21 protein-coding genes are annotated in these 23,637 nt (G+C 67.6%); 6 read left to right on the top strand and 15 right to left on the bottom strand.

Annotated features, from left to right (window positions below; genetic code table 11):
- Positions 1-282: 282 nt before the first annotated feature.
- The 11 genes from HQ325_RS13830 to HQ325_RS13780 form a co-directional block, all read right to left on the bottom strand.
- Positions 283-1,089: a hypothetical protein gene (locus HQ325_RS13830; RefSeq protein WP_222630367.1), complete on the bottom strand. Its 807-nt coding sequence runs from the start codon at positions 1,087-1,089 to the stop codon at positions 283-285.
- Between the two features lie 60 nt (positions 1,090-1,149).
- Positions 1,150-1,899: a hypothetical protein gene (locus tag HQ325_RS13825; protein ID WP_222630365.1), complete on the bottom strand. Its 750-nt coding sequence runs from the start codon at positions 1,897-1,899 to the stop codon at positions 1,150-1,152.
- A gap of 70 nt (positions 1,900-1,969) precedes the next feature.
- The gene (locus HQ325_RS13820; RefSeq protein WP_222630363.1) at positions 1,970-3,220 is read right to left on the bottom strand and encodes an MCE family protein; all 1,251 of its coding nucleotides are present in this window, start codon (positions 3,218-3,220) and stop codon (positions 1,970-1,972) included.
- On the bottom strand, positions 3,217-4,479 hold the full coding sequence (locus HQ325_RS13815) for an MCE family protein (protein ID WP_222630361.1): 1,263 nt from the start codon (positions 4,477-4,479) through the stop codon (positions 3,217-3,219). Before HQ325_RS13815 ends, HQ325_RS13820 begins: the two co-directional genes overlap by 4 nt.
- A gap of 2 nt (positions 4,480-4,481) precedes the next feature.
- Positions 4,482-5,711, bottom strand: coding sequence for an MCE family protein (locus HQ325_RS13810; RefSeq protein ID WP_261778331.1), 1,230 nt, complete (start codon positions 5,709-5,711; stop codon positions 4,482-4,484).
- Between the two features lie 56 nt (positions 5,712-5,767).
- Positions 5,768-6,787 carry an MCE family protein gene (locus HQ325_RS13805; protein WP_308014448.1) on the bottom strand — a complete coding sequence of 340 codons (1,020 nt, stop codon included), beginning with the start codon at positions 6,785-6,787 and terminating at the stop codon, positions 5,768-5,770.
- Complete coding sequence (locus HQ325_RS13800) at positions 6,784-7,848, bottom strand: MCE family protein (protein WP_027504569.1); 1,065 nt, start codon at positions 7,846-7,848, stop codon at positions 6,784-6,786. Before HQ325_RS13800 ends, HQ325_RS13805 begins: the two co-directional genes overlap by 4 nt.
- Positions 7,845-9,176 (bottom strand): MCE family protein, encoded by a 1,332-nt coding sequence (locus HQ325_RS13795; RefSeq protein WP_222630357.1) that lies wholly within the window; start codon positions 9,174-9,176, stop codon positions 7,845-7,847. The genes HQ325_RS13800 and HQ325_RS13795 overlap by 4 nt, the downstream gene beginning before the upstream one ends.
- Positions 9,173-10,033 carry an ABC transporter permease gene (locus HQ325_RS13790; protein WP_222630355.1) on the bottom strand — a complete coding sequence of 287 codons (861 nt, stop codon included), beginning with the start codon at positions 10,031-10,033 and terminating at the stop codon, positions 9,173-9,175. The genes HQ325_RS13795 and HQ325_RS13790 overlap by 4 nt, the downstream gene beginning before the upstream one ends.
- A 3-nt stretch (positions 10,034-10,036) precedes the next feature.
- A complete protein-coding gene (locus HQ325_RS13785) occupies positions 10,037-10,831 on the bottom strand; it encodes an ABC transporter permease (RefSeq protein WP_027504566.1) in 795 nt (264 codons plus the stop codon).
- A gap of 9 nt (positions 10,832-10,840) precedes the next feature.
- Positions 10,841-12,097 carry an ABC transporter ATP-binding protein gene (locus HQ325_RS13780; RefSeq protein ID WP_222630353.1) on the bottom strand — a complete coding sequence of 419 codons (1,257 nt, stop codon included), beginning with the start codon at positions 12,095-12,097 and terminating at the stop codon, positions 10,841-10,843.
- 486 nt (positions 12,098-12,583) lie between these two features.
- Between HQ325_RS13780 and HQ325_RS13775 the strand changes: the two genes are divergently transcribed.
- Genes HQ325_RS13775 through HQ325_RS13765 form a run of 3 tightly spaced genes read left to right on the top strand, consistent with a single transcriptional unit; the run spans position 12,584 to position 17,528 of the window.
- A complete protein-coding gene (locus HQ325_RS13775; protein ID WP_222631049.1) occupies positions 12,584-14,260 on the top strand; it encodes an MFS transporter in 1,677 nt (558 codons plus the stop codon).
- Complete coding sequence (locus tag HQ325_RS13770) at positions 14,257-15,891, top strand: MFS transporter (protein ID WP_222630351.1); 1,635 nt, start codon at positions 14,257-14,259, stop codon at positions 15,889-15,891. Before HQ325_RS13775 ends, HQ325_RS13770 begins: the two co-directional genes overlap by 4 nt.
- Entirely contained in the window at positions 15,888-17,528 is a 1,641-nt protein-coding gene (locus tag HQ325_RS13765) for an NAD-dependent epimerase/dehydratase family protein (protein ID WP_222630349.1), read from the top strand. The genes HQ325_RS13770 and HQ325_RS13765 overlap by 4 nt, the downstream gene beginning before the upstream one ends.
- A gap of 6 nt (positions 17,529-17,534) precedes the next feature.
- Here the strand turns inward: HQ325_RS13765 and HQ325_RS13760 are convergent, their stop codons facing one another.
- The gene (locus HQ325_RS13760; protein ID WP_222630347.1) at positions 17,535-18,041 is read right to left on the bottom strand and encodes a DUF2505 domain-containing protein; all 507 of its coding nucleotides are present in this window, start codon (positions 18,039-18,041) and stop codon (positions 17,535-17,537) included.
- A 4-nt stretch (positions 18,042-18,045) separates the two neighbouring features.
- A complete protein-coding gene (locus HQ325_RS13755; protein WP_261778179.1) occupies positions 18,046-19,332 on the bottom strand; it encodes an aminotransferase class I/II-fold pyridoxal phosphate-dependent enzyme in 1,287 nt (428 codons plus the stop codon).
- 298 nt (positions 19,333-19,630) lie between these two features.
- Between HQ325_RS13755 and HQ325_RS13750 the strand changes: the two genes are divergently transcribed.
- Positions 19,631-20,806, top strand: a complete 1,176-nt coding sequence (locus HQ325_RS13750; protein ID WP_308014450.1) for an acyl-CoA dehydrogenase family protein — start codon at positions 19,631-19,633, stop codon at positions 20,804-20,806.
- Positions 20,807-20,815: 9 nt separating this feature from the next.
- Here the strand turns inward: HQ325_RS13750 and HQ325_RS13745 are convergent, their stop codons facing one another.
- Both HQ325_RS13745 and HQ325_RS13740 read right to left on the bottom strand, forming a co-directional pair.
- Entirely contained in the window at positions 20,816-21,415 is a 600-nt protein-coding gene (locus HQ325_RS13745; RefSeq protein WP_222630345.1) for a class F sortase, read from the bottom strand.
- 13 nt (positions 21,416-21,428) lie between these two features.
- Positions 21,429-22,130 carry a CHRD domain-containing protein gene (locus tag HQ325_RS13740; RefSeq protein ID WP_222630343.1) on the bottom strand — a complete coding sequence of 234 codons (702 nt, stop codon included), beginning with the start codon at positions 22,128-22,130 and terminating at the stop codon, positions 21,429-21,431.
- Positions 22,131-22,269: 139 nt separating this feature from the next.
- Here HQ325_RS13740 and HQ325_RS13735 point away from each other — a divergent pair, with 139 nt between their 5' ends.
- Together HQ325_RS13735 and HQ325_RS13730 are read left to right on the top strand one after the other, a co-directional pair.
- Complete coding sequence (locus HQ325_RS13735) at positions 22,270-22,860, top strand: sigma-70 family RNA polymerase sigma factor (protein WP_308014452.1); 591 nt, start codon at positions 22,270-22,272, stop codon at positions 22,858-22,860.
- Positions 22,860-23,561, top strand: a complete 702-nt coding sequence (locus HQ325_RS13730; RefSeq protein ID WP_222630339.1) for a hypothetical protein — start codon at positions 22,860-22,862, stop codon at positions 23,559-23,561. The genes HQ325_RS13735 and HQ325_RS13730 overlap by 1 nt, the downstream gene beginning before the upstream one ends.
- Positions 23,562-23,637 lie beyond the last annotated feature (76 nt).

Genomic DNA, 23,637 nt, shown 5'->3' with positions numbered 1-23,637 from the left:
GCAACGTCCAAAAGTACCCCAATGCGGCGGATATGGCAACCGCGTCCGCGCGACGAGCGCGCTCGGCCCGGAGACTGCACGAGCCGTGATCCGGGAACTACGGTGCGCCCTGCCCGTCGGTCCCGACGCCCGGTGCCTCCATTTGCTCCGGCGTCGATCTCGATCATGGCAGCGGGGTCGCACCCGCGTTCGATGAATCCGGTAATCAGAGTGGACTCCCGAAGCCCTCGCGTCAAGAGCGAGAGCGGCGTTTCGTCCCCCGAATCCGCTCGAACCGGGCGATCAGCGGTTGTCGATGGTCGCGAGCAGCCACTTTCCGTCGACACGTTCCATGGTCACCGAGACCGGCGTCTGCACCGTTCCCTGGTCGACCGTGTCCTGCGTCGCGGCGATGTCCATGCTGGCCAGCAGCTCGGCCCGGTCACCGTCGAGCAGTGACACCCCGATGTCGGTGACCGTGGCCGTCGTGGTCGTCTGCGTCTGGATGACGCCCTGCTTGGTCTGCTCCGCGGTGGAGTCGTACTCCCCGCGGCGCTCGTCGTTCAGCACTGCGCGAGCGGCCGCCTGATCCTGGTCGATGGTGTCGAACTTGTAGCTGAACACCGTCTGCAGGGCGTCACGCCCGGCCGACGTGACCTCGAGTGTGGCCGGAGTGTCGACCCATGCCTCGTTGCTCACCTCGGACGTACCGGGGCGCACCACGGCGAGGAGCGCGATCACGGCGAACACCACCGCGAGTGCGGCGAGCAGCATCGTGCGGGGAGTCCACCAGGCCGTGCGGCCGGCGGGGGCGCCGTCGTCCGCCGCGGTCGTCTCGGTCGTCTCTGTCACGACCGAGTCCGTGGCAGGGCTGTCGACCGCGGGAGTGCCGGCGACCGCGGGACTGTCGTCGACCGCAGCGGTGTCGGCCGACGACTTCGACAGGTCGACGGTCGAGGCCGCGTCGGTGGACGCGCTCGTGGTCTCGTTCTCGATCGCGTCGCCGCCCGCGGCGGGCGCCGTGGAGCGCCCGGCGACCTTGGGTCGGCGGACACTGCCGGCGGGGACGCGAGGAGCGCCTGTGGGGGGTCTACGGCGTGCGGGGGGCATAGAGAGAACTCCTGGCTGGTGCGAGGCGAGCGGGACGGACGGCGCTGTGACAGCGAGGTGTCACTGACCGCCGTCGGTCGGTGCGGGAGCGGGGTCGACGGGCGCGGCGGGATCGACCGGAGCAGCGGGATCCACCGGAGCAGCGGGATCGACAGGGGCGGCGGGATCGGTGGGCGCAACGGCATCGCCGGTGGCGGCGGGTGCACCGGGGACCTCGAGCGGGATCCGCTGCCCGATGGGCTGGATGCGCGTGGCCTTCCACGTGCCGTCCACGTCCTGCAGTTCGAGGCGCAGGGTGCTCTGGTATCGCTCGTTGCCGTCCGGCTTGGTGGTGTCCGTGGTGAGGACGACGAGAGACTGCGCGGTGCCGTCGTCGGAACTGAACCCGACGAGCGACGCGTGCTGCACCGCCGCGGTGGTGACCACGCCGGTCTCCGCGAACTGCTCGCGGAACTGGTCCTTGGTGTCGTTCAGACCATTGGTCAGCTCGTCACCGGTGATGGAGGACTCGATGTCGGCGAATGTCTTGTCCAGATCGTTCGAGTCGACGGAGTTCAGATTGATCGCCGCCTGCCGTGCACCGGCGAGGGCGTCGTCGCGCAGGGAGGCGTCGGAGGACTCCTGGTACGCGAGGAACCAGAAGATGCTCAGAACGACAGCGGCGATCAGCGTGATCGCCGCGGCCGCGGCGGTCACCGCGGTCGCGATCGGAGACGTGCGCGGCGCCGGTGTGGGCGTGGACTCGGACGTGCCGTCACCGGTGTCGGTGCCGTCGAGGTCCGGGTCGGAAGGAGAGGTGGTTGGCGTCACAGCAGACACCCTACTTGAGGGTAACTTCTCGCTGCCATCACCGCGCACCTCTCCTCACCCGACTCCACGGTCAGGGGCGAACCGTCACACCGAGCAGTGCGGCCAGCTGCGTCGCGATCGGGTTCAGATCCAGGGGGTCCGGCGCGACCTTGGGCTTGTCGTCCCACGGCTGCACCGTCTGCGGATCAGCGAAGCGCACACTGTTGGCACCGCGCACACCCGTCAGAGATCCCTGCGGCACAGTGCAGTTCGCGTCGAGGTTCAACGGGAAGTCCTGCTGCGTCGGATCGAAATCGGGATTCTTGGCGTACTCGGCGTCGAGGATCGCTTGTGTTCCCTCGTACCCCTGGGTGCACGCCGGCGGGTTGTTCACCTCGAGGGCGATACCGAAGTGAATGGTGCCGTCCCCCGGGCTCGCCGAGTTCGCGCCCTGAGCCAGTGCCGGGAGGAACTGCAGCAGAGGACGCAGTGCGAACGTGCGCGGGCTGAGTGCACTGGTCACACCGGCCAGGTTCGTCAGGTTCGTCGTCAGGCCCGGGCCGGCCTGATCGACGAGTGCGCCGACCTGGTCGCTCGCGGGTATGCCGTTGTCGATCAGACGTCGGATGTCCGGATCGCTGGACCGCAGCTGAGCGGTGACCAGGTCAAGGTCCGAGCTGAACTGCTGGATGGACGACGACTGCTCGGACTGCGTGTCCAGCACGACGCGGCTGTCGCGGATCAGCGTGAGGGTCTGCGGCAGATTGGTCAGACCGTCCTCGGAGAAACTGTCCAGCGACGTCACGAGCTGCTGGAGTGAGTCCCCCGTGCCCGCGAAGCCGGCGCCGAGCTCGGTCACCACGGTGTGCAGATCGTCGATCGGCACGGAGTCGGCGAGGGTCTTGACGTTCTTGAGCAGGCTCTCCACCGGAGTCGGGATGGAGGTGTCGTCCTGCAGGATCACGTCGCCGTCCTGCAGGAACGGGCCCTGATCGGTGCGCGGCTGCAGATCGACGTACTGCTCGCCGATGGCGGAGCGGTTGGCGACCACCGCGACGGTGTCGGCCGGGACGTCCGGGGCACTCTTCTCGAGCTTCAGCTCGACGTCGACGCCCTGCTCGGTCAGATTCAGCGCGCCGACGCGGCCCACGGGAATACCGCGGTACGTCACCTCGGCGTTGCTGAAGATGCCGCCGGAATCGGCGAACTGACCGGTGACCGTGTACTGGCCGAAACCGAGCAGCTGGTCGAAGCGCACGTACTTGGCACCCACGTAGAGCAGGCCGAGCACGGCGATGACGACGAAGAGGATCAGCTGTGTGCTGACCAGCTTGGATCTCACTGTCCACCTTCGTTCTGAGGAACGATCCCGAACTGCTGCAGGATGCCGTCCAACGGGTTGGCCGACGGTGCGGCCGCGGGCACGCCCGGCGCCGGAGTCGGCGACGGGATGATGGGCGGCAGAGGCAGCAGCGAGATGGTCGGGAAGGAGTTACGCGGACCGTTGCCGTTGTAGTACGGGTTCGACGGATCGACCCGCGGCTTGGGCTCGCCGTTGAGCGGTGGGCTGTAGATCGGGTTGCCCTGGCCGACGCCGAGCGCGGTGAGCTGGTTGCCGATCTGCAGATCCACACTGAGGAAGAGATTCACCGAGTTGCCCTGGGTGATCTTCTCGACGCCGTCGGGGAACGGGAAGGTGGGCACGAACGCGAGGTCCGTGATCAGTTCGTCTCCGTACGTCGACAGTTCCTGCAGCGTCGGACGCAGTGCTCGCAGGTCGGCGATCAGATCGTCCTTCGACCGTTCGATGACGTCGGTGCCCACCTGCCCGAGGCGGTCGAGCTGACCGAGCAGCTGCGTCAACTGCGGACGCTGCTGCTCGAGCACCTCGGTCGCGACGGGCAGATCGACGAGGATCCGGTCGATCTTCTCGGTCTGCTGGTTCAGCGTGCCGGTCAGGACGTCGAGACCGTCGATGGCGCGCGTGATGTCGGCCTTCTGGTCCTCGAGACCACCGATCAGCGTGTTGGCTTCCTCGAGCAGGTTGCGCACCCGGTCCTCGCGGCCGCTGAGCGCGGTGTTCAGCTCCTTGACGATCGGGGCGAGCTGCGCGACGCCGCCGCCGTTGAGCAACATCGACAGGGCACCGAGCACCTGCTCGATGTCGGTGGCGTGACGGGTCCGCTCGACGGGGATGGTGTCGCCCGATGCCAGCCGAGCCGAGTCGGCATCCTCGGCGGGCACGCTGAGCTGGACGAACTTCTCACCGAGCAGGTTCGTCTGCTGGACAGACGCCATCGCGTTGGCCGGCAGGTCCACGGAGGAGTCGACCTCGACCTGCACGTCGGCGATCCACGAGTCGTTCGGCACGGACACCGACGTGACCCGACCGACCTGCACACCGTCGACCTTGACGGTCGACTGCGGCACCAGGTCCAACACGTCGTCGAACTGGAGCGTCAACCGGAGGGGGTCCGATCCGACATCGGCACCGCCGGGCAGCGGGATCCCGTAGATGCCGCTGGATCCGCAGGCGCTGAGCGTCACGGCGACGACGCAGGCACCGGAGGCGACCATCAGGCCACGCGAGCGCACTCTCATCGTCACTCCCCTTCCGCAGGAATGTTCAGGCCCGGAAGCTGCAGGTCGTCGACCCGCGGCGATTCGACACCGGGCACGGTGCCGGGCTCCACGTTGCGCTGGATGTTGTCCGCGCTGAGCAACCCGAACGGCAGGACCAGAGTGGGCGTCTTCACACCGGAGACGACCTGGTCGACGATCGTGTTGCAGTTGTCGACGATCGGCTGCATCTGGCGACCGAGCGCCTCGAACTGGGGATCACCCGGACGCAGCTTCTGCAGATCGATGAGACTGCAGAACAACGTCTTCGGATCCTGCAACTCGTTCAGGATCAGACGCGCGTCCAGCGATCCGGACTCGGCGTTGTACGAGTTCGCGACGTTCGCGACGGCCAACGGCAGCAGCGTCAACGTGTCCGCAAGACTCTGGCGGTTGTCCGCGAGCAACTGTGTGGTCGGCGCGAGGTCGTCCAGGTCGTTGGCCAGCTGGTCCCTGTTGTCCCGCACGAAGGTCGCGACGTCACCGAGTGTGAGCGAGAGCTGGTTCAACGCGAGGCCGAGATTCTCCCGCTCCCCCGCGAGGAAGCTCGTCAGCGAGGACAGCTGATTGTTGAAGGCACGCACCTGCTGGTCGTTGGCCGACAACGCACTGACGAACGTCTGCAGGTTCTGGATCGTGCCGAACAGATCGCCGCGGTACGAGTCGAGCGTCTCGACGGCACCGGAGAGCTGGGTCAGCGAATCGTTCAGCGCTTCACCGTTTCCGGCCAGGTTCTGCGCACCGGTGGTGACGAGGTCGGACACGGCGCCGTTCTGGTTGGCACCGTTCGGTCCGAGCGCGGCCGAGAGCTCGTCGATGCTCTTGTACAGCTCGTCGACCTCGACGGGAGTGGCCGTGCGCTCACGCGGGATCACGGCGCCGGACTCCATCTTCTCGCCGCCCGTGTACGCCGGCGCGAGCTGGACGTAGCGGTCGGCGACGACGGACGGCGCGAGCTGGACGGCGCGGGCGTCGGCGGGAATGTCGACGCCACGATCGACGCGCATGTCGACCTGGACCTGGTCGCCCAGACCCTCCACCTTGGTGACGGTCCCGACCTTGACACCGAGGACGCGCACCTCGGTGCCCTCGTACACGCCGACGGTCTTGTCGAAGTACGACGTGATGGTGGTCGTGCCCAGGCGGGTGAAGGCCCACCAGAGCGCGAACACGACGAGCACCACGACAGCGACGACGGCAGCGATGATTCCCAGGTTGCGCTTGCTGAAGAAGCCGCCGTTCGACGGGGCTTTCTGGTCGGTGGATGCGGTCACTGGCCTGCTCCCGGACTACGGACGGGATCCACACCGAGGGTGCGAATCGGCTCACGGTAACCCGGAATGTCCGGGAAGCCGGGCGGGAAGGTGTTGACGATGACCTGCTCGAACCAGCGGCCGTTTCCGACGATGTTGGTGTACAGCCGCACGAACGGCGAGTACAGCTTGATCGCCTCGGCGATGTTCTGGTTGTTGGTCTTCAGCGTGTCGATGACCTGACCCAGCGATTGCAGGGCCGGCCCGATCTGCGCCTCGTTGTCGCGAATCAGACCGGTCAGCTGAGTGGACACCCGCTGCGTGCCGATGAGCAGCTGCGAGATGGACTGCTGCCGGTTGTTCAACTCCTGCAACAGGACCGAGGCATCACCGATCAACCGGGTGAACTCTTTGTTGCGATCGGCGAGAACCTGCGTCGTCTTGTCGGTCGCGGCGAAGAGCTTGCTCAGCTCGCCGTCGCGGGACGCGATGGTCTCCGACAGCCGCGTCACCCCGTCGAGCGAGGCGCGGATGTTCTCCGGCGTCTCGGAGAACGCCTGCGACAGCGTCTCCATGCTCGTCGCGAGCTGGGTCGTGTCGATGTCACCGGTGGTGCGGGCGGCATCGGAGAACGCGTCGATGACGTCGTAGGGAGCCGTCGTGCGGTCGATCGGGATGACGTCGCGCGGGTTCAGCCGCTCCTCGCCCTTGGGCTCGAGCGAGAGGAACTTCTGGCCGAGCAGCGTCTTGATCTGGATGGACGCCGACGTCTTGTCGCCGACCCACGCGTCACTGACCGTGAACTCGACCTTCACCTTGTCGCCGTCGAGGGCGACGTCGGTGACCTTGCCGACCTTGACGCCGGCGATCCGCACCTCGTTGCTGGCGCGCAGTCCGGCCGCTTCCGAGAAGTTCGCGGTGTACTTCGATCCGGCACCGATGATCGGCAGCGAGTCGAGGAAGAACGCGGACAGTGTCGCCATCAGGATGATGAAGATGCCGAGGGCACCCAACACCGCGGGCTTACGTTTCGTCACGAGATACCTCCTGCGGCGCAACGCTTCGCGGAGTTGGTGTACAGCGGCTGATTGATGGTGGGCAGTCCTGTCGGGAGGTTGAGCTGCGGCGCGTAGCCGGGCCCGGCGACGATGTCGATGCCGCACAGGTAGAACTGGAACCACGAGCCGTAGCTGGCGACGCGGATCAGCTTCTCGAGCTTGACCGGGAAGTTCGACAGGATGTTGTCGAAGTCCTGCTGCCGGTTGTTGATCTTGGTCGACAGTCCGTCGATCGACGAGATGGCCGACTGGATGGACGGACGTGTCGGCTCCAGCAGATCCGCTGTGGCGTCGGTCAGTCCGGCGAGCGAGGTGACCGCCGACCCGACGGTGTCACGATCCGCCGACAGCCCCGACACCAGCGCCTGGGTGTTGACGATCAACTGGTCGAGTTCCTTGTCGTGCTGGTTCACCGTGTCGAGGACACCGTTCAGGTTGTCGATGACCGCACCGATGACTTGATCCTTGTCCGCGACCGTGTTGGTCAGGCTCGCGGTGTCGCGCACCAGGTCGCCGATGGTGCCCGATTCACCCTGGAACACCTGGATGATCTCGTAGGACAGCTTGTTCACGTCGTCGGCCGTCAGGGTCTGGAACAGCGGACGGAAGCCGTTGAACAGCGTCGTCAGGTTCACCGCGGGGGACGTTCGGTCGAGCGGGATGGTGGCTCCGCTGGTGATCTTCTCGCCCTGGTCGCCCGTGCCCTGCTCGAGCGCGATGTAGCGCTGCCCGATCAGGTTCCGGTAGCGGATGGTGGCGGTCGTGGAGGCCGGCAGCCACTCACGTTCCGTCAGTGCGAAATCGACCTGCGCGAGGTCGCGCTCGTGGATCTCGATCTTCTCGACCTGCCCGACGCGGACGCCGGCGATGCGCACCTCGTCGCCCTCGTTGAGCGAGGAGACGTCGGTGAAGATGGCCGAGAACTTGGTCTTGCCGGACCCGGCCCCGTTGGCGATGGTCAACGCCAGAGCTGCCGTCGCCAGGATGGTCACCACCGCGAAGACGATCAACTTGATCAGCGGTGCCGCTAGGCCTCTCATCGCACACTCACTTCCGTGCCGCGGAGCGCCGGAGCGCCCACCAGGGTGGTCCACGCGGGAACCTGGTCCGGGGAGATGCCGGAGCCTCCGCCGTAGACCACCGCCAACGTGTCCCGTTCGATGTCCGATCCGGCGTAGGCCGCCGGGACGGGTGACTGCAGCGGGTTGGGCAGTGCGCCGGGGTCGACCGCGGGGCCGGGGTTACGCGACGGCACCTGATAGGAGCCGTCGTTGACGCCGCTGCCCGGGTACTGCGGGAAGAACTTGCCGGGAGTGGTCACGTTCTCGAAGCACGACGGGCCACGGGTGTCGAACAGTCGCGGCTCGTCCTGGTTGGGGATGTACCGCCCCTTCGGGTTGACGAAGTTGATCGACGCACGGACACCGGGGTACGCGTCGTCGACCGAGAGGATCTTCTTCGCCTCGTCTGCGACGCGGACGAACTCGGTGAACGTGCAGCCGAACGACGGGGAGAACTCGGCGAGCAGTTCGAGGGCCTCGCGGGAGTCCGCCGCGATGGACACGATGGACTCGGCGTTGGTCTGCACCAGGTCTGCCAGCGAACCCGACGACGCGGTCGCACTCGCGAGAAGTGTGGTGACGTCGTTCTGCTTCTCCACCACCGTGTTCCCGGTGACGCGCAGGTTGTCGAGCGCGTCGATCAGATCCGGAGCGGCGGTCGAGTACGTCTCGGACAGGTCCGCGATGCCGACGAGATCCTGCTGGATGTTCGGCAGCTCGTCGTTCAGACCCGAGAAGATCTCCTCGAGCCGGTCGAGGGTCAGACCGAGCCGCTCGCCGTTGCCCTCGAGGGCCTGCGACAGCGCACCGAGCGTGTTGGCGAGATCCTGCGGCGGGATGGCGTCGAGGAGCGGGAGCAGCGAGTCGAGCAGCTGCCCGACCTCGACCGCGTTGCCGCTGGTGTCCTGACGGATCACCGCGCCCTCGGCGAGAGGGCTGGCGCCGGCGGAGTTCTCGGGGATCTGGAGCGCGACGTAGCGCTCGCCGAAGAGCGTCTTCGGCAGCAACCGGGCGGTGACGTTGGACGGGATCGTGCCCACGAGACCGGGATCGAGTGCCAGCTTGGAGGTGACCTCACCGTTCTCGGTGGTGGCGGACCGCACCTCGCCGACGATCATGCCGCGCGCCTTCACGTCCGCGTTGGCGGGCAGCGCGTTGCCGACGGTGTCGGTGATCAGGTCGACCATGACGACGTCCTTGAACGTCTTGTTGAAGGTCGTGATGCTCCAGGCGACGAAGAGAACGACGACGAGCAGGAATCCGATTCCGAGGAGGCGACGACGTGTCGCCGACGGAGCGTGGTTCATCCGGCGACCCTCACCGTCGTGGTGGTGCCCCAGATGGCGAGGCTCAGGAAGAAGTTCAGCACCGCGACCGTGACCAGTGCGGCACGCACGGCACGACCGACGGCCACGCCGACGCCGGCGGGTCCGCCCGACGCGGTGTAGCCGTAGTAGCAGTGGATCATGATGAGCACGAATGCGAAGACCAGCACCTTGGCGAAGGAGTAGAGCACGTCCTCCGGGGGCAGGAACAGCGTGAAGTAGTGGTCGTACGAGCCCGGTGACTGACCGTTGAAGACGGTGCTCACCAAGCGGGACGCGAGATAGGCGGACAGCAGGCCGACGATGTAGAGCGGAATGACGGCGATGAAGCCGGCGATCATGCGAGTCGACACCAGGAACGGCACGGACGGAACGGCCATGACCTCGAGTGCGTCGATCTCCTCGGAGATGCGCATGGCGCCGAGCTGCGCGGTGAAGCCGCAACCGACGGTCGCCGACAGCGCGAGCGACGCCACGATCGGTGCGATCTCACGGGTGTTGACGTACGCCGACAGGAAGCCCGTCAGCACCTGGCTTCCGAGCTGTTCGAGTGCCGCGAAACCCTGCAGACCGACGACGACACCGGTGAAGCCGGACATCATCAGGATGACGCCGATGGTGCCGCCGATGACGGCGAGAGCGCCGGAGCCGAACGTCACCTCCGCGAGCAGGCGGAGGGTCTCCTTCTTGTAGTGCACGGCCGTCTTCGGGATCCACCCGATCGCACGTCCGTAGAACGACATCTGCTCGCCGGCACGGTCGAGCACGCCGAGCGGAGCCGAGGCAGCGCTACGGAGTTTGAGCAGGGTGCGGTCTCCGCGACCACGAGCGATGGTCATCGCTCACCCTCCCTTCGCAGGGACGACCTGCAGGTAGACCAACGTCATGATCAGGTTGGCGAAGAACAGGATGAGGAACGTGATGACGACGGTCTGATTCACCGCTTCACCCACGCCTTTGGGACCGGGATTGGGATGCAGTCCCTTGTAGGACGCGATGACGCCGGCGATGAGACCGAAGACGACGGCCTTGAGCTCACCGACCCACAGGTCGGGCAGCTGGGCCAACGTGGAGAACGAGGCCAGGTACGCACCCGGTGTTCCGTCCTGCAGGATCACGTTGAAGAAGTAGCCGCCGGCGATGCCGATGACCGACACCAGGCCGTTGAGAAGCAGGGCGACGAGAATCATCGCGAGCACGCGCGGGACCACGAGTCGCTGCACCGGGTCGATGCCGAGCACTCGCATGGCGTCGATCTCCTCGCGGATGGTGCGCGAACCGAGGTCGGCCGTCACGGCCGACCCCGCCGCACCCGCGATGAGCAACGCCACCACGATGGGGCTGCCCTGTTGGACCACCGCCAGGACGCTGGCGGCGCCGGTGAAGGACTCGGCGCCGAGCTGCTTGATCAGCGAGCCGGTCTGCAGGGACACCACAGCACCGAACGGAATGGCGACCAGCGCGGTGGGAAGAATGGTGACGCTGGCGATGAACCATGCCTGTTCGATGAATTCGCGGAACTGGAACGGCCTGCGGAACGTGTTCCGCGCGACGTCGACGAGGAGTTCGACGATGTTTCCTGCCTGGGCCAGCGCTGCAGTGCCCGACTTGAGAATCGGGTTCTTCGTTTTAGCCATTGTTTTCGGTCAGCCCCGCGAGCCACTGGAAGGGAGGCCGTCGTTCCGGTCCTGGCCGGGCTCACTCCACCCCTGATTGCTGTAGCCCTGGTTCTGGTCGTACGTCTGGCCCTGATCGTAGCTCTGGCCCTGGTCGTAGCTCTGACCCTGGTCGTAGCCCTGACCCTGGTCGTAGCCCTGACCGCCGTAGGCCGGCTGGTCGTAGCCCGACTGCTGGCCGTACGAATCCCGGGTTCCCTGCTGAGCGCCCGCGTAGGCCGGCTCGGGTCGGCGGCCGTCCTGGCCGTCGGCCTCGTCGAGGCTCTGCTGGATGGCGTGCTGAGCGTGCTCGGGCAGCGTGTGCATGATGCTGCGCACCCGGTCGCGACGACGGTCCACGGCCTGGCGACGAGGCATGCCGGGGGTGGGGTCCATCTGCGGCATGATGCCCTCCACGTCCTCGACACCGCCGAGGTTGTGACCGGCGTCGGAGAGGGCCTGCTCCTGGCGCATCTGCGCCTCGTCCTTCTCCTCGCTCATGCCGATCGGCCCGATCATCGTGCCGTTCAGGAACTGCTTCACGGCGGGCTCGTCGGAGGTGAGCAGCACCTCGCGCGGACCGAACATGACGAGGTTCTTGCGGAACAGCATGCCGATGTTGTCCGGCACCGTGCGCGCGAGATTGATGTTGTGCGTGACGATCAGCATCGTCGCGTCGATCTGCGCGTTGATGTTGAGCAGCAGCTGGCTGATGTAGGTGGTGCGGACCGGGTCGAGGCCCGAGTCCGGCTCGTCCACCAGGATGATCTCGGGGTCGAGGACGAGCGCACGCGCCAGTCCGGCGCGCTTGCGCATACCGCCGGAGATCTCGCCGGGAAGCTTGTTCTCCGCGCCGGTCAGACCGACCAGCTCGAGCTTCTCCATGACGATGCTGCGGATCTCGTCCTCCTTCTTCTTCGTGTGCTCACGAAGTGGGAAGGCGGTGTTGTCGTACAGGTTCATCGAGCCGAAGAGCGCGCCGTCCTGGAAGAGCACACCGAACAACTTGCGGATCTCGTAGAGCTCCTTGGACGAGCACTCCATGATGTCCGTGCCGTCGACGACGATCGAGCCCTCCTCCGGACGGAGCAGGCCGATGAGCGACTTGAGGAAGACGGACTTGCCGGTACCGGACGGCCCCAGGAGAGCACTGACCTCACCCTTCGGAAGCGTCAACGTGACGTCCTGCCAGATCTTCTGCACACCGAACGACTTGGTCAAACCCTCGACCGAAACCTCGACACCCATTTGGAACCCTCCCACTGCTCGTCGCACACGACGCGAACGCGTCGACACCGGTGTGCGTCGCGTCACTCTAACTCAGCCGAGTGGCCGCAACGACCACGGACCTTACCGCCCAGTAACACGTCCCCCGACCTGGCCGCAGTCTCCGGGTAGAAGTGTGACCCATGACGGCCCGATTCACGAGGGAACGGAGCCGACAAGGTCGAAATTGGTGGCGGCCATGCACGCCGGGGCGTTCCGGACTCACGTGGCACAGCCCCGGACCGGCACCCTCACCTGCGATGTCGTACAGCGTCACCGGCCTGCCGATGCAACTCTGTGACGTCGCACCGACTTCTCTCGCGCACTCGCCGTTAGCGTCGACAGTGCGGTCGTGACACCTAGCGTGGCGCTCGCGCACGACACTCGCCGCGCTGCATCCGCGGGCGGGGTCCGGGGGGAATACGGGGGATCACGGCCATGGACAGCAGCTCCAGGGACGACGCGGGCATGCCCGCGTCACGAGGGCGTTCGACGTTCGGGGTCCGCACCGAGATCGGTCGACGCCGTCAGCTCGCGGCATTCGGCGTCATCTGCATCGCCGAGCTCCTGATCGTCCTCGACATGACGATCATCAACGTGGCTCTGCCGTCCATCGGCATCGAGCTGGCGACGGGCATCTCGGGCCTCCAGTGGGTGGTCGACGCGTACACGCTGACCTTCTCCGGCCTGTTGCTGGCGTTCGGCAACCTCGGCGACCGGTACGGACGCAAGCTGTTCCTCGTCGTCGGTCTCACGGGTCTGGGCACGGCGTCCGTGATCGGTGCGCTCGGCGACACCCTCGCGCACGTCCTGACCTCACGCTCGGTCATGGGTGTCTTCGCGGCGATGGTCCTGCCCGCGACCCTGGCCGTCATCACCAACCTGTTCCCCAAGCCTCAGGAGCGCGCACTCGCCATCGGCGTCTGGTCGTCCATCGCCGGTGTCGCCGTCGCGATCGGTCCGGTGTCGGGCGGCTGGCTGCTCGAGCACTTCTCGTGGCACTCGGTGTTCTGGATGAACGTCCCCGTGGCCCTCGTCGCCGTCGTGCTCGTGGTGCTGATCGTCCCCGAGTCGAAAGCGTCGACGGTGGGCCCGCTCGACGTGCCCGGTGTCGTCCTGTCGATCGCCGGCGTCACCCTGCTGGTGTTCGTGGTCATCGAGGCACCGAACTTCGGCTGGACGTCGTGGCGGACGATCGGCGGGCTCGTGCTCGCCGCGGTGTTCCTCGTGCTGTTCGTCCAGCGGGAGCGACGCATCTCGTCCCCCGTGCTCGACGTCTCGTTGTTCCGCATCCGTCCGTTCGCCTGGCCCGCCGTGTCGATCGCGGTGGGGTTCTTCAGTCTGTTCGGCTTCCTGTTCCTCATCACGCAGTACTTCCAGGGAGTGCGCGAGTACTCGCCCCTCGCATTCGGCATCGCGACGTTGCCTTTCGCCGCGGCCCTCGCCGTCAGCTCCCCGGTCTCGACGATCGTCGCGCAGAAGATCGGCACGATGCCCGTCCTCGTGACGGGGCTCGTCCTCATCGGCGCCGGACTGCTCGTCGCAGGGCGCGTCGAGATCGACAGTTCCTACCTCACGCTGGTCCTGCCCGCGATGCTGTTGCTCGCGGTCGGTATCGCGATCATTCAGGGTCCCGCGACGGAATCCATCATGTCCTCGCTTCCCCTCGACGAGGCCGGAGCGGGCGCCGCCGTGAACGACACGACCCGCGAGATCGGCGGGACACTCGGCGTCGCCGTGCTGGGCTCGATCGTGGCCTCGTACTACGTGTCGACGGTGCGACCGCTCGTCGAGAAGATCCCCACCGCCATCATGAGCGAGACCGAGAAGGGTTACGCGCAGTCCAGCGTGCTCAGCGTCATCGAGATCCAGAAGCGGGATCTGCCCGCGATGTTCGAACCGCAACGCGCACAGCTGATCCTGGAGATGAAGGAGGCGGCTCTGCGCGGATCGTCCATCGCCGCGTACGTGGCGGCCGGCGCCGTGTTCGTCTGTGCCGCACTGGTCTTCTTCTTCTTTCCGGCGTCCTACCGCACGACCGGCATGCTGGCTCCGCAGACCTCCGACGAGCGTGCGGTGGACCGTCTCGCCACAGCGAGGGACGCCGGCTCTGCAGCAGGTAGTGGCCCGGACCCCACGTCGTGACCGGCCGGCACGCCGCTCCGCCGCCGCGGTCGTCGTCCCACCTCCTCTCGTCACCGCGGCGGGTGACCGCCTTCCTCGTCATCTGCCTCGTCGAACTCCTGGTCGTGCTCGACAACACCGTCGTCAACGTCGCCCTCCCGGACATCTCGACCGACCTCCGCGTCGGCTTCACGGGGTTGCAGTGGATCGTCGATGCCTACATCCTCACGTTCTGCGGTCTGCTGCTGGCCTTCGGCAACATCACCGACCGCCTCGGTCGGCGACGCATGTTGCTGATCGGGGTCGTCGGGCTCGCCGCGATGTCGATGGTGGGCGCCCTCGCGGACAACCTTCCGCAGCTCATCGCCTCGCGTGCGCTGATGGGAATCTTCGCCGCCGCGGCTCTCCCGGCGACCCTGGCCGTCATCATCGACCTCTTCCGCACACCCGCGGATCGTGCCGTCGCCGTCGGCGTGTGGGCGTCGATCGCCGGTGTGGCGATCGCGATCGGCCCGGTCTCGGGCGGGTGGCTCATCGAGCACTTCACGTGGCACTCCGTGTTCTGGCTCAACGTTCCGGTCGCCGTGGTGGCGGTCATCGGCATCCTCGCCGTGGTGCCCGAGTCACGCGCCACGACAACGGGTCCCCTCGATCTCACCGGTGTCGTGCTGTCGTTCTCGGGAGTGTCGTTACTCGTGTACGCGCTCATCGAGGCGCCCGGCCACGGATGGACGACCGTGCCCACACTCGGTGGGATCGCGGTGTCCCTCGCTCTGCTCTCGGCCTTCGTCGTGCGCCAGACGCGCGTGGCGAGCCCGATCCTCGACGTGCGGTTGTTCCGATCGCGCCCCTTCGCCATGCCTGCTCTCGCGATCTCGATCGCCTACTTCTCCCTCTTCGGCTACGTCTTCCTCATCACCCAGTACTTCCAGGGCGTTCGCGGCTACTCCCCGCTGGAGTTCGGCGTCGCGACACTGCCGTTCGCGGTGGCCCTCGCGGTGAGCGCGCCGACCGCCACGGCACTGGCACAGCGCATCGGCACCATGCCGGTGATCGTCACCGGGTTGGTCCTCGTGGGGATCGGCATGGTGATGGCAGGTCAGGTCGGCATCGGCAGCTCGTACCTCGGATTGCTCCTGCCCACGATGATCGTGCTCGCCGTCGGTATCGCCGTGATCCAGGGCCCGGCAACCGAATCCATCATGTCGTCGGTGCCCATCGACGAGGCCGGCGCCGGCTCTGCGGTGAACGACACCACGCGCGAGCTCGGCGGGACCCTCGGTGTCGCCGTTCTCGGCTCGGTGACGGCGTCGTACTACAACACCACCGTCGGTCCGCTCGTCGCGTCGGTCCCGTCGGAGATTCTGTCGGACCGCGACCGCGAGTACGTGAACGGCAGCGTCCTCAGCGTGCAGGAGATCCAGCGCTACCCACTTCCCGAGATGTTCGCTCCGGTGCGCGACAACCTCGTCCTGTCCATGAAGGAAGCCGCGATGGCCGGGTCGGAGGTGGCGTCCTACATCGCCGCCGCCGCCGTGTTCGCCTGTGCCGTCGTCGTCGCGATTCTTCTCCCCCGCCACCACCGCACCACAGGAGTCGTCATGACGGAACCCTCGGACACCACGCGTCAGTTCAGCTCGGACGAACGGTGAGCGGCCTCACCGTCGCCGTCACCGGTGCGACGAGCGACTTCGGCGCCGTCATTCTGCCTGTGCTGCTGGATGACCCGGAGATCGATCAGGTCATCGGACTCGGCCGCCGGGCCCCGCGCGTGCGGCACCCGAAATTGCGCTCGATCGCGATGGACATCCGCTCCCCCGAACTCGAGACCGCGTTCGCCGGATGTGACGTCGTGATCCACCTGGCCTTCGTCGTCGAGGAGCAGCGTGACAAGGCCGCGATCCACGCGACCAACCTGGAGGGCTCGCGCAACGCGGTCGAGTGCGCGCACCGGGCCGGTGTGCGGTCGATGGTCATCGCGTCGAGTGTCAGCGCGTACGGGCGCGAGGACCTCCCGGTGCCCGTCACCGAGGAGGAGTTCCCGACGGCGGATCCGTTGCGCTACTACTTCTTCGACAAGGCGGAGGTGGAGCACTTCGTCGAGTGGTGGCTGCGTCGCCACGAGGGCGGCATGACCATCTCGATGCTGCGCCCGACCTACATCGTGGGAACGCACTTCTCGAACGACGGCATCGACACTCTCACGCAGTCCGTGGTGGCCTTCCCCGATCCGGCGCAGTCCCGCTACCAGTTCCTGCACGAGGACGACCTGGCCGATGCCTTCCACCGGGCCGTCCGGACACCCCTGAACGGGCCCTTCAACCTGGGTCCGCGCGACTGGCTCGGCGTGCGCGAGCTCGGCGCGATGCAGGGTCAGCTGGTACTGCCCGTCCCGCTCCGAATCCTGCGCACCGTGGTCGATCTCGCGTATGCACTCCGGATCCTGCCGTTCTCCAGCCACTGGATCTCCTCGGGCGAGGCGGCCGTGGACTCGACGGCTTTCGAACGCGCCACCGGATGGACCCCGACGATGTCGTCCGCGGAGGCCGCAGCCGTCATGGTGCTGCTCAACGGGCGCCCCATCCTGTCGACCCGCCACGCGCCGGTCCGTCATCACGTGTGCGAGGCGGCCTTGGACGGCGCCACGCGCCGCGTGCGGACGTGGGGCGACGTGGACCCGGACATGAAGCCCTTCAGCGCCGAGCTCGATCGAGCTGTCACGTCGTGCGAGCATCGCCAGATCCGGACGTCCGGCGGCTCGGTGCACGCCGAGATCCACGAGGGGACGGATCCCGCGGCCCCCACAGTTCTTCTCGCGCTCCCGCGCGGCTCCCATGCTCGGTACGCCACCGGCCTGGCACGGACACTGGCAGACCACGGCCCGCGGGTCGTGCTGCTCGACGCCCCGGGCCACGGTCTCGGTACCGGCATCCGGGGGCGCGCGGGACGTCGTGCACGAGCCGAGGCGATCGACGCAGCAGCCGGCGAGTTCGCCGAGAGCGACGTTCTCCTCGTGCGTGTTCCGCGGACCAGGACGCGGCGGACGGCCACGGCGCTGCGACGGGGGGACGACACGCTGTCCGCGGTTCCGGGCACGGACGGCCTGCTCGCCGCCCGGAGTGGACCGCGGTTGCCTCGACGCCTGCGCAGTGCCGATCCGGAGGCAGCTGCACCTGTCTCGGGTTCCTACGCGACCGTGGCGGTGCCGCGCAGAACCACCGTCACGTCCGGCAGTGGTCAGCGCCAGTTGCTGGAGGTGATCCTGCGCGCACTCCCCCGCCGCAGATGAGAGGGCTCAGGTGCGCAGAGCGAGCCACGACTGCGTGAACTCGCGCTCGGCGGAGAAGCTCTTGTCGATCTCGCCGACCATGATCTTCTCCACCACGGGACCCATCACCGGAATGGAGGCGTCCACCGTGCCGACGAAGTGGAGCACGCACTGCTGCGCTCCCGTCGCGAGGAGTTCGAGGTCCCCGTCGATCACCACGGGCATCCTGGTGACCCGCAGGGTGTAGTGGCCTTGCGCGGATCCGTCGTCCCGCACGGGCTGCCACGACTCGGTGCACCGTGCCGACATCGACGCTCCGGCGAAGCGCTGCAACGCCTTCGGCAGTGCTGCTGCCTCGAGATCCTGATCGACCACCGACGTGACCAGACCGATCTCGACGCGATGCTCCACCACCCGACTACCGCCGCCGATCTCGGCGATGCGGTCCCGCCAGTACACCTCGTCGGTGAGAGTCGCGTGCAGCACCTCGGCCGCGCAGTCGTACGTCGTGCGCTGATCGACCTGTGTCGTCACCGGGTCAGACCGACGCGGGTGCCGGCGCGGCGAGCGCCGCACCCACCTCGGCGGGGGCCGAGTCGGGGGTGGACGAGTTCTCGCCGAGGAACAGTCCCATCTGTTCCACGACGTAGTCGAGCTGGGTGGTGGTGTGATCGGGCTGGACGCACAGGCGCAGGAGCGCGCCGTCGCGGGCCACCGCGGGGAACATGGCGGCGGACGCGAAGATGCCTGCGTCCCAGAGCTTCCGCCACGTGTTCACGGTGCGCAGATCGTCACGGACGTTCACGGGGACGATGGGCGAGACCATGTCCGTACCGTCCGGGAGGGGGCTCGGAGCATGCACGTCGACGCCGGCCGACACGAGCCCGTCGTGCAGGTACCGCGCGTTGGCGAGTGTGCGAGTGGCACGCTCGGCGCCTTCCTCGGTCTGCATGAGCTGCACGGAGGCGAGGGCCGCGCCCAGCGCCGCCGGCACGCCCGCAGTGGTGAACAGGAACGTGCGTGCATGGACACGCATCGCGTCGACGATGTCCTTCGAGCCCGCCACGAAACCACCCGAGGAGCCGAGCCCCTTGGAGAGGCAACCCATCCGGGCGTCGATGTCGTCCTCGATGCCGAACAACTCGGCGGCACCGGTGCGCTTCGCGCCCATGACCGCGACGCTGTGCGCCTCGTCGACGAACAGAGCCGCGTCGTACTTCTCACAGACCGCGGCGATCTCGTCCAGCGGGGCCAGATCACCGTGCATCGAGTAGAGACCGTCCACCACCACCATGACGACGCCGGTGGAGCGGGAGAGCTTCTCCTCCAACAGGTCCACGCGGTTGTGACGGAAGGCACGGATCGTGGCGCGCGAGAGACGGCAGGCGTCGTAGATGGACGCGTGCGCGGCCGAGTCGACGATGATGGTGTCGCCGACACCGCACAGCGCACTGATCCCGCCCAGGTTTGCCTGATACCCGGTGGTGAAGACGAGGGCCTGCTCGGTCCCGTGCCAGTCCGCGAGCGCCTCCTCGAGCTCGGTGTGCAGCGAGATGGTGCCGTTGAGCAACCGGCTGCCCGTGACCGTTGCGCCGTATTTGTCCAGTGCCGCAGCGGCTCCCGCGCGCACCAGCGGATGGTCGGCGAGACCGAGGTAGTTGTTGGAGCCCAGCATGATGACGCTGCGATCCTCCACGTCGACGACCGGCGCGTTGACCGACTTCATGACCCGGAAGAACGGGTTCTGGTCGTGCTTCGTCAGGACGCGATGGGCCCAGATCCTCTTGTCGTGGCGGATTCGGTCGAGCATTCTCTGCGAACTCATCTTCGCTCCAGGATGTGGGGGATCGGTACGTGACGCGAGTGCGCTCGCCGGTCCGGGGGACCCGTGCGACGGGAGACGTCTGTGATTCGAGCCTACGGTCAGCACAGACGCCGGGAGGGTGCCGCGACCTGTGAGTAGTTGCCAACGAACGGGAACGGACTTGTGTCATGCAACAGGAGTTGAGACGGGCGCCATCGAGGTCGTCGCCGACCCCGAATACTGCGGTATCGAGTGACGTGCTGGAACTCGGGTTCACACCCCCAGCCACGGTCACCCTTCCTCGACGAAAGGCCGGTACGTGTCCGTTCTCGCTGACAGAGCAGCTCTCGCGTCCGACGGGACCGCTCAGCCGTCGCGGCTCATGTCGACCGAACGCGCCACACTCCGTCGACTGTTGCCCGCCCTCGCCACCTACCTCGAAGCCACGCCGCTGTCCGTGCTCGAGGCGCCCGGAAGCGATGCCATCGCGACGTTCCGCGACGCGGGGGGGTGCGGACTGATCGCGCCCACCACGCTCGGCGGACTCGGCGCGACCGCCGTCGAGGCACTGCGCGTCCACCGGGCCATCGGCGCGGCCTCCCCGTCGCTCGCTGCCGCCGTCACGATGCACCACCTGTCGATCGCCACGATCATCGAGATTGCCATGGCCGGCCCGGAGGAGGAGCTGCCGCTCGTCGCCGGCCTCATCGAACAGAAGTCGATCATCGCGTCCGGGTTCGCGGAAGGTGTGGGCAGCACTCTCGTACCGTCCGTGGACGCCTACTACGACGACGGCGACTACGTCGTCAACGGCAGCAAGAAGCCGTGCAGCCTCTCGGCATCGATGGACTTCCTCGCCGCCAGCGTCGCGACGCGCGAGAAGAAGGGCGGTAAGACCCGCAAGGCGGTGGCGCTCATTCCCGCGTCGATGCCCGGTGTCTCGGTGCGTCCGTTCTGGACGACGCCTGTTCTCGCGGGTGCGGAGAGTGAGGAGGTCGTCCTCGAGGACGTGCGGGTGCCGGTGTCGCTGACCATGGTCGGAGCGCTGGACGATCCGGAGGGCATGCACGAACTCACCGGGTTCCTGTGGTTCGGCATCCTCGCGTCGGCCGGATACATCGGCGCGGCCACGGCGCTCGTGGAGCGACTCGTGGGGCATCCGAAGGTCAGCGACAGTGTCTACACCTCGGCTGCCGCGGAGCTCGAAGCGGCGATCGCGGGCCTCGAGGCCGTCGCCGCGGCGATGGACTCGGGTCAGCGCGGTGCCGACATCTCGGCACGGCTACTGTTCTGCCGCATCGCACTGCGCGGTGCCCTGCGCCGTGCGGTCGATGCTGCCGTCACGGCCCTGGGCGGCATCGCCTTCATCACCGATCCCGACATCGCGTACCTGCAGTCCGTCGTGTCGGCGTTCGCGTTCCACCCGCCGTCGATCCGCGAGACCGAGTCGTCCCTGGCGGCCTACCACCGCGGCGAGAACTTCTCTCTGGCCTGAGGTGTCGCATCACCCCACGCGGGTGCCGAAGACGACGAGGTTGTTCTCGTAGGACCCCGCGTCGTCGTCGAAGACTCCGGCACACGTGATCAGTCGGATCTCGTCACGCGGGACGGCGCCGAACACGCGCGCCGTCGGGAACTCGGATTTCGCGTAGTCGCCGATATCCGTGACCCGATATCGCGCGGGGACGCCTGACGTCGTGGTCACCGTGACGTCGTCTCCCACCGACATATCGCGGAGGCGGAAGAACACGGCAGGGCCCGTGGTCGAGTCGACGTGACCGGCCAGCACCGTGGGTCCGACCTGATCGGCCGCACCGGGACGCCCGGGGCGACCACCGCCGGTGAACCATCCGACGTCGTCGTAATTCTCGGGAACCGCCATGGTGTTGTCCGGGTTCAGACCCAGCTCGATCAACGGTTCGTCCAGACCCATCGCGGGTGCCGACACCCGCGCCGGTACGAGAGGTCCCGTCCCGGACACGGTCGCGGCAGAGGGAGACGTCACGGAGACCGCCGTCTCGGTGGGCGGTGCGGCCGGTGGTCGCGCGCAGGCGACCACCAGCCCCACCAGGAGGAACGCACTCGCGCGCGTCGACCGTCTCATCGGCGTCGGTCGATCAGGAGTTCCGCCGACGAGCGACACCCACTCCGACGAGGGCTGCCACGCCTAGAACGGCAGCACCCACTCCCGCGACGGTCGCGGTCGACGAGTCGGCGACAGATCCACCGGCGCCCGTCTCCACACCACCGACGGGAATCGGGGTCAGCTGTCCGCGCACCGCGCCGGCGGCGAAGGCGGTGGTGTGACTGTCCGCGGCGAACCCGGCGGCGTTCGCCTCGATGGCCGCGAGGTCGAAGTTCGTTCCGGTGTCCGCACCGTTCGCCATCACGCCGGTCGTGAACGGTCCCTGCAGGCAGCCGCTGCTGGTGCGGGGTCCGTCGCCGACGGGAGAGGGGTTCGGAAACGCGATACGCGGCGGACCCGCGGCGCCCACCGCAGCCTGATGGATGTGCGTCGCCGTCTTCGCCGGCGACATGTAGTCACCGGTGACGCCCTCCAGGGTGATGTCGTAGCAGATGATGTTCTCGTCCGAGTTGATGCGGAACGTGAAGGTTCCGGTCGCGCCGGGCTCACCCGGCGTCGCGACGCCGTCCGCGTTCAGGACCTGGTCCGGCGTCGCCATGGCCGTGAAGGCGCTGGTGAACGACGACGGTTCGCCGACCGGTGTCTCTGCCGCCGCGGGGGCTGCGGCGAGCGCGAGAAACGCTGCAGCGCTTCCGGCGACGATGATCGTTTCCCGTGCAGTGCGTGTCGTCATGATGGTCGTACCTTCCGATCGGGATGCGCGGACGTCCTTCGAGAGGGGATACGTCCGGTATGACCGAAACGTTCATGCGGTCGAACGATCTCGCGAATCTCGGCGTACACCCACCATGGAGGTCGGAGCGGCGTCGACGGTGAGTAGGATTCGTCCTGCACGGGCACCGGCGGGGCACACCCCTCCCCCGACATCGAGGGGGCCGACGCTGGCGATCTTCCGGTCGCGTGAGAGCCCGCCGTTCGACCTCGCGGCCGCCTACGACGCCCACGCCTCGTCCCTGCTGGGTTTCGCCGTGAACGTGTTGCACGATCGTGTCGCCGCCGAGGACTGCGTGCAGGAGACCTTCGTGCGCGCCTGGCGAGCGCGGGACAGATTCGACGAGTCCCGCGGCGGAACCCGGACCTGGCTCTTCGCCATCGCACGCAACGTCGTCACGGACAGTCTGCGGGCTCGCGGCCGTACTCCGACGGTCGCGTCGATCCCCGTGGCGGAGAACGATGCCGTGGAACCCGATCGCAGCGATCACGTCCTGACCCGGATGCGGGTGGTGGAGGGGTTGGCCACCCTGTCCCCCGAACATCGGCAGGTGGTGGTGGCCATCCACCTGACCGGCCTGTCCTACGCGGAGCTGTCGGCGGGCACCGGCGTCGCGATCGGCACCCTGCGCACCCGCGCGTACTACGCCCTGCGCGCACTGCGCGCTCACTTCGACGGTCAGGAGACCTGATGACTCCGGGACATCCGCGACGCGAGGAACTGATCGCGGCCGCGGTGGCGGACGACCTGACCGACGCCGAGCGGCGCGAGCTCCGCGCCCTGGAGGCGGACGATCCCTCGGTCGCCGACGAGATTCGCGAACTGCGCGGTACAGCAGGGGCGCTGGGTGCCGCGGCGGGACTGACGTGGGACGACGCGGAACCCGGCGACCTGCTCCGGCGACGCATCGTCCGACCGTCCGGCCGCGGTCGCGGTCGCCTCACCACGGCCGCTGCGGCTGTCGCCGGAATCGCCGTGGGCGTCGCAGCGGTACTCGGCGCGCAGGCGGTCGACGTCGGAGACGGGGCGTCGGACGGCGGCGCGATCGCGGCCCCCGAAGTCGAGGGACCACCGGGCGAGCTGGGCGCCTTCGAGACGGTCGACTTCACGGAAACGGCGCCCGACGTGAGCGTCGACGGTGGTGTCGTCGCCCACACGTGGGGAACGGAGACCGTCCTGGAGATGGAGGGGGTCCCGCGGAACGCGGCCTTCGAGGTGGTGTTGGTGGATCGGGCCGGAGCGGATCGATCCTCGGGCAGCTTCCTCGGCTCCGCCGTCACCATCGACTGCCGCATGAACGCCGCGGTGCTACGTCCCGACGTCGCGGAGATCGAGATCCGGGCTGCGGGTGGAGACCTTCTCGCCCGCGCCGCACTGCCCACCGTGGGCTGACCTCGGGCATCACAGCCGTGAGACACGAGAAAAGCGGCCGCACCCCGAGGGGTACGGCCGCTGTCGCGCTGTGGAG

Origin of the sequence: Rhodococcus sp. BP-349 (genome assembly GCF_019835845.1) — a bacterium.
Lineage (GTDB): Bacteria > Actinomycetota > Actinomycetes > Mycobacteriales > Mycobacteriaceae > Rhodococcoides.
This window is presented reverse-complemented; position numbering and strand designations above follow the sequence as displayed.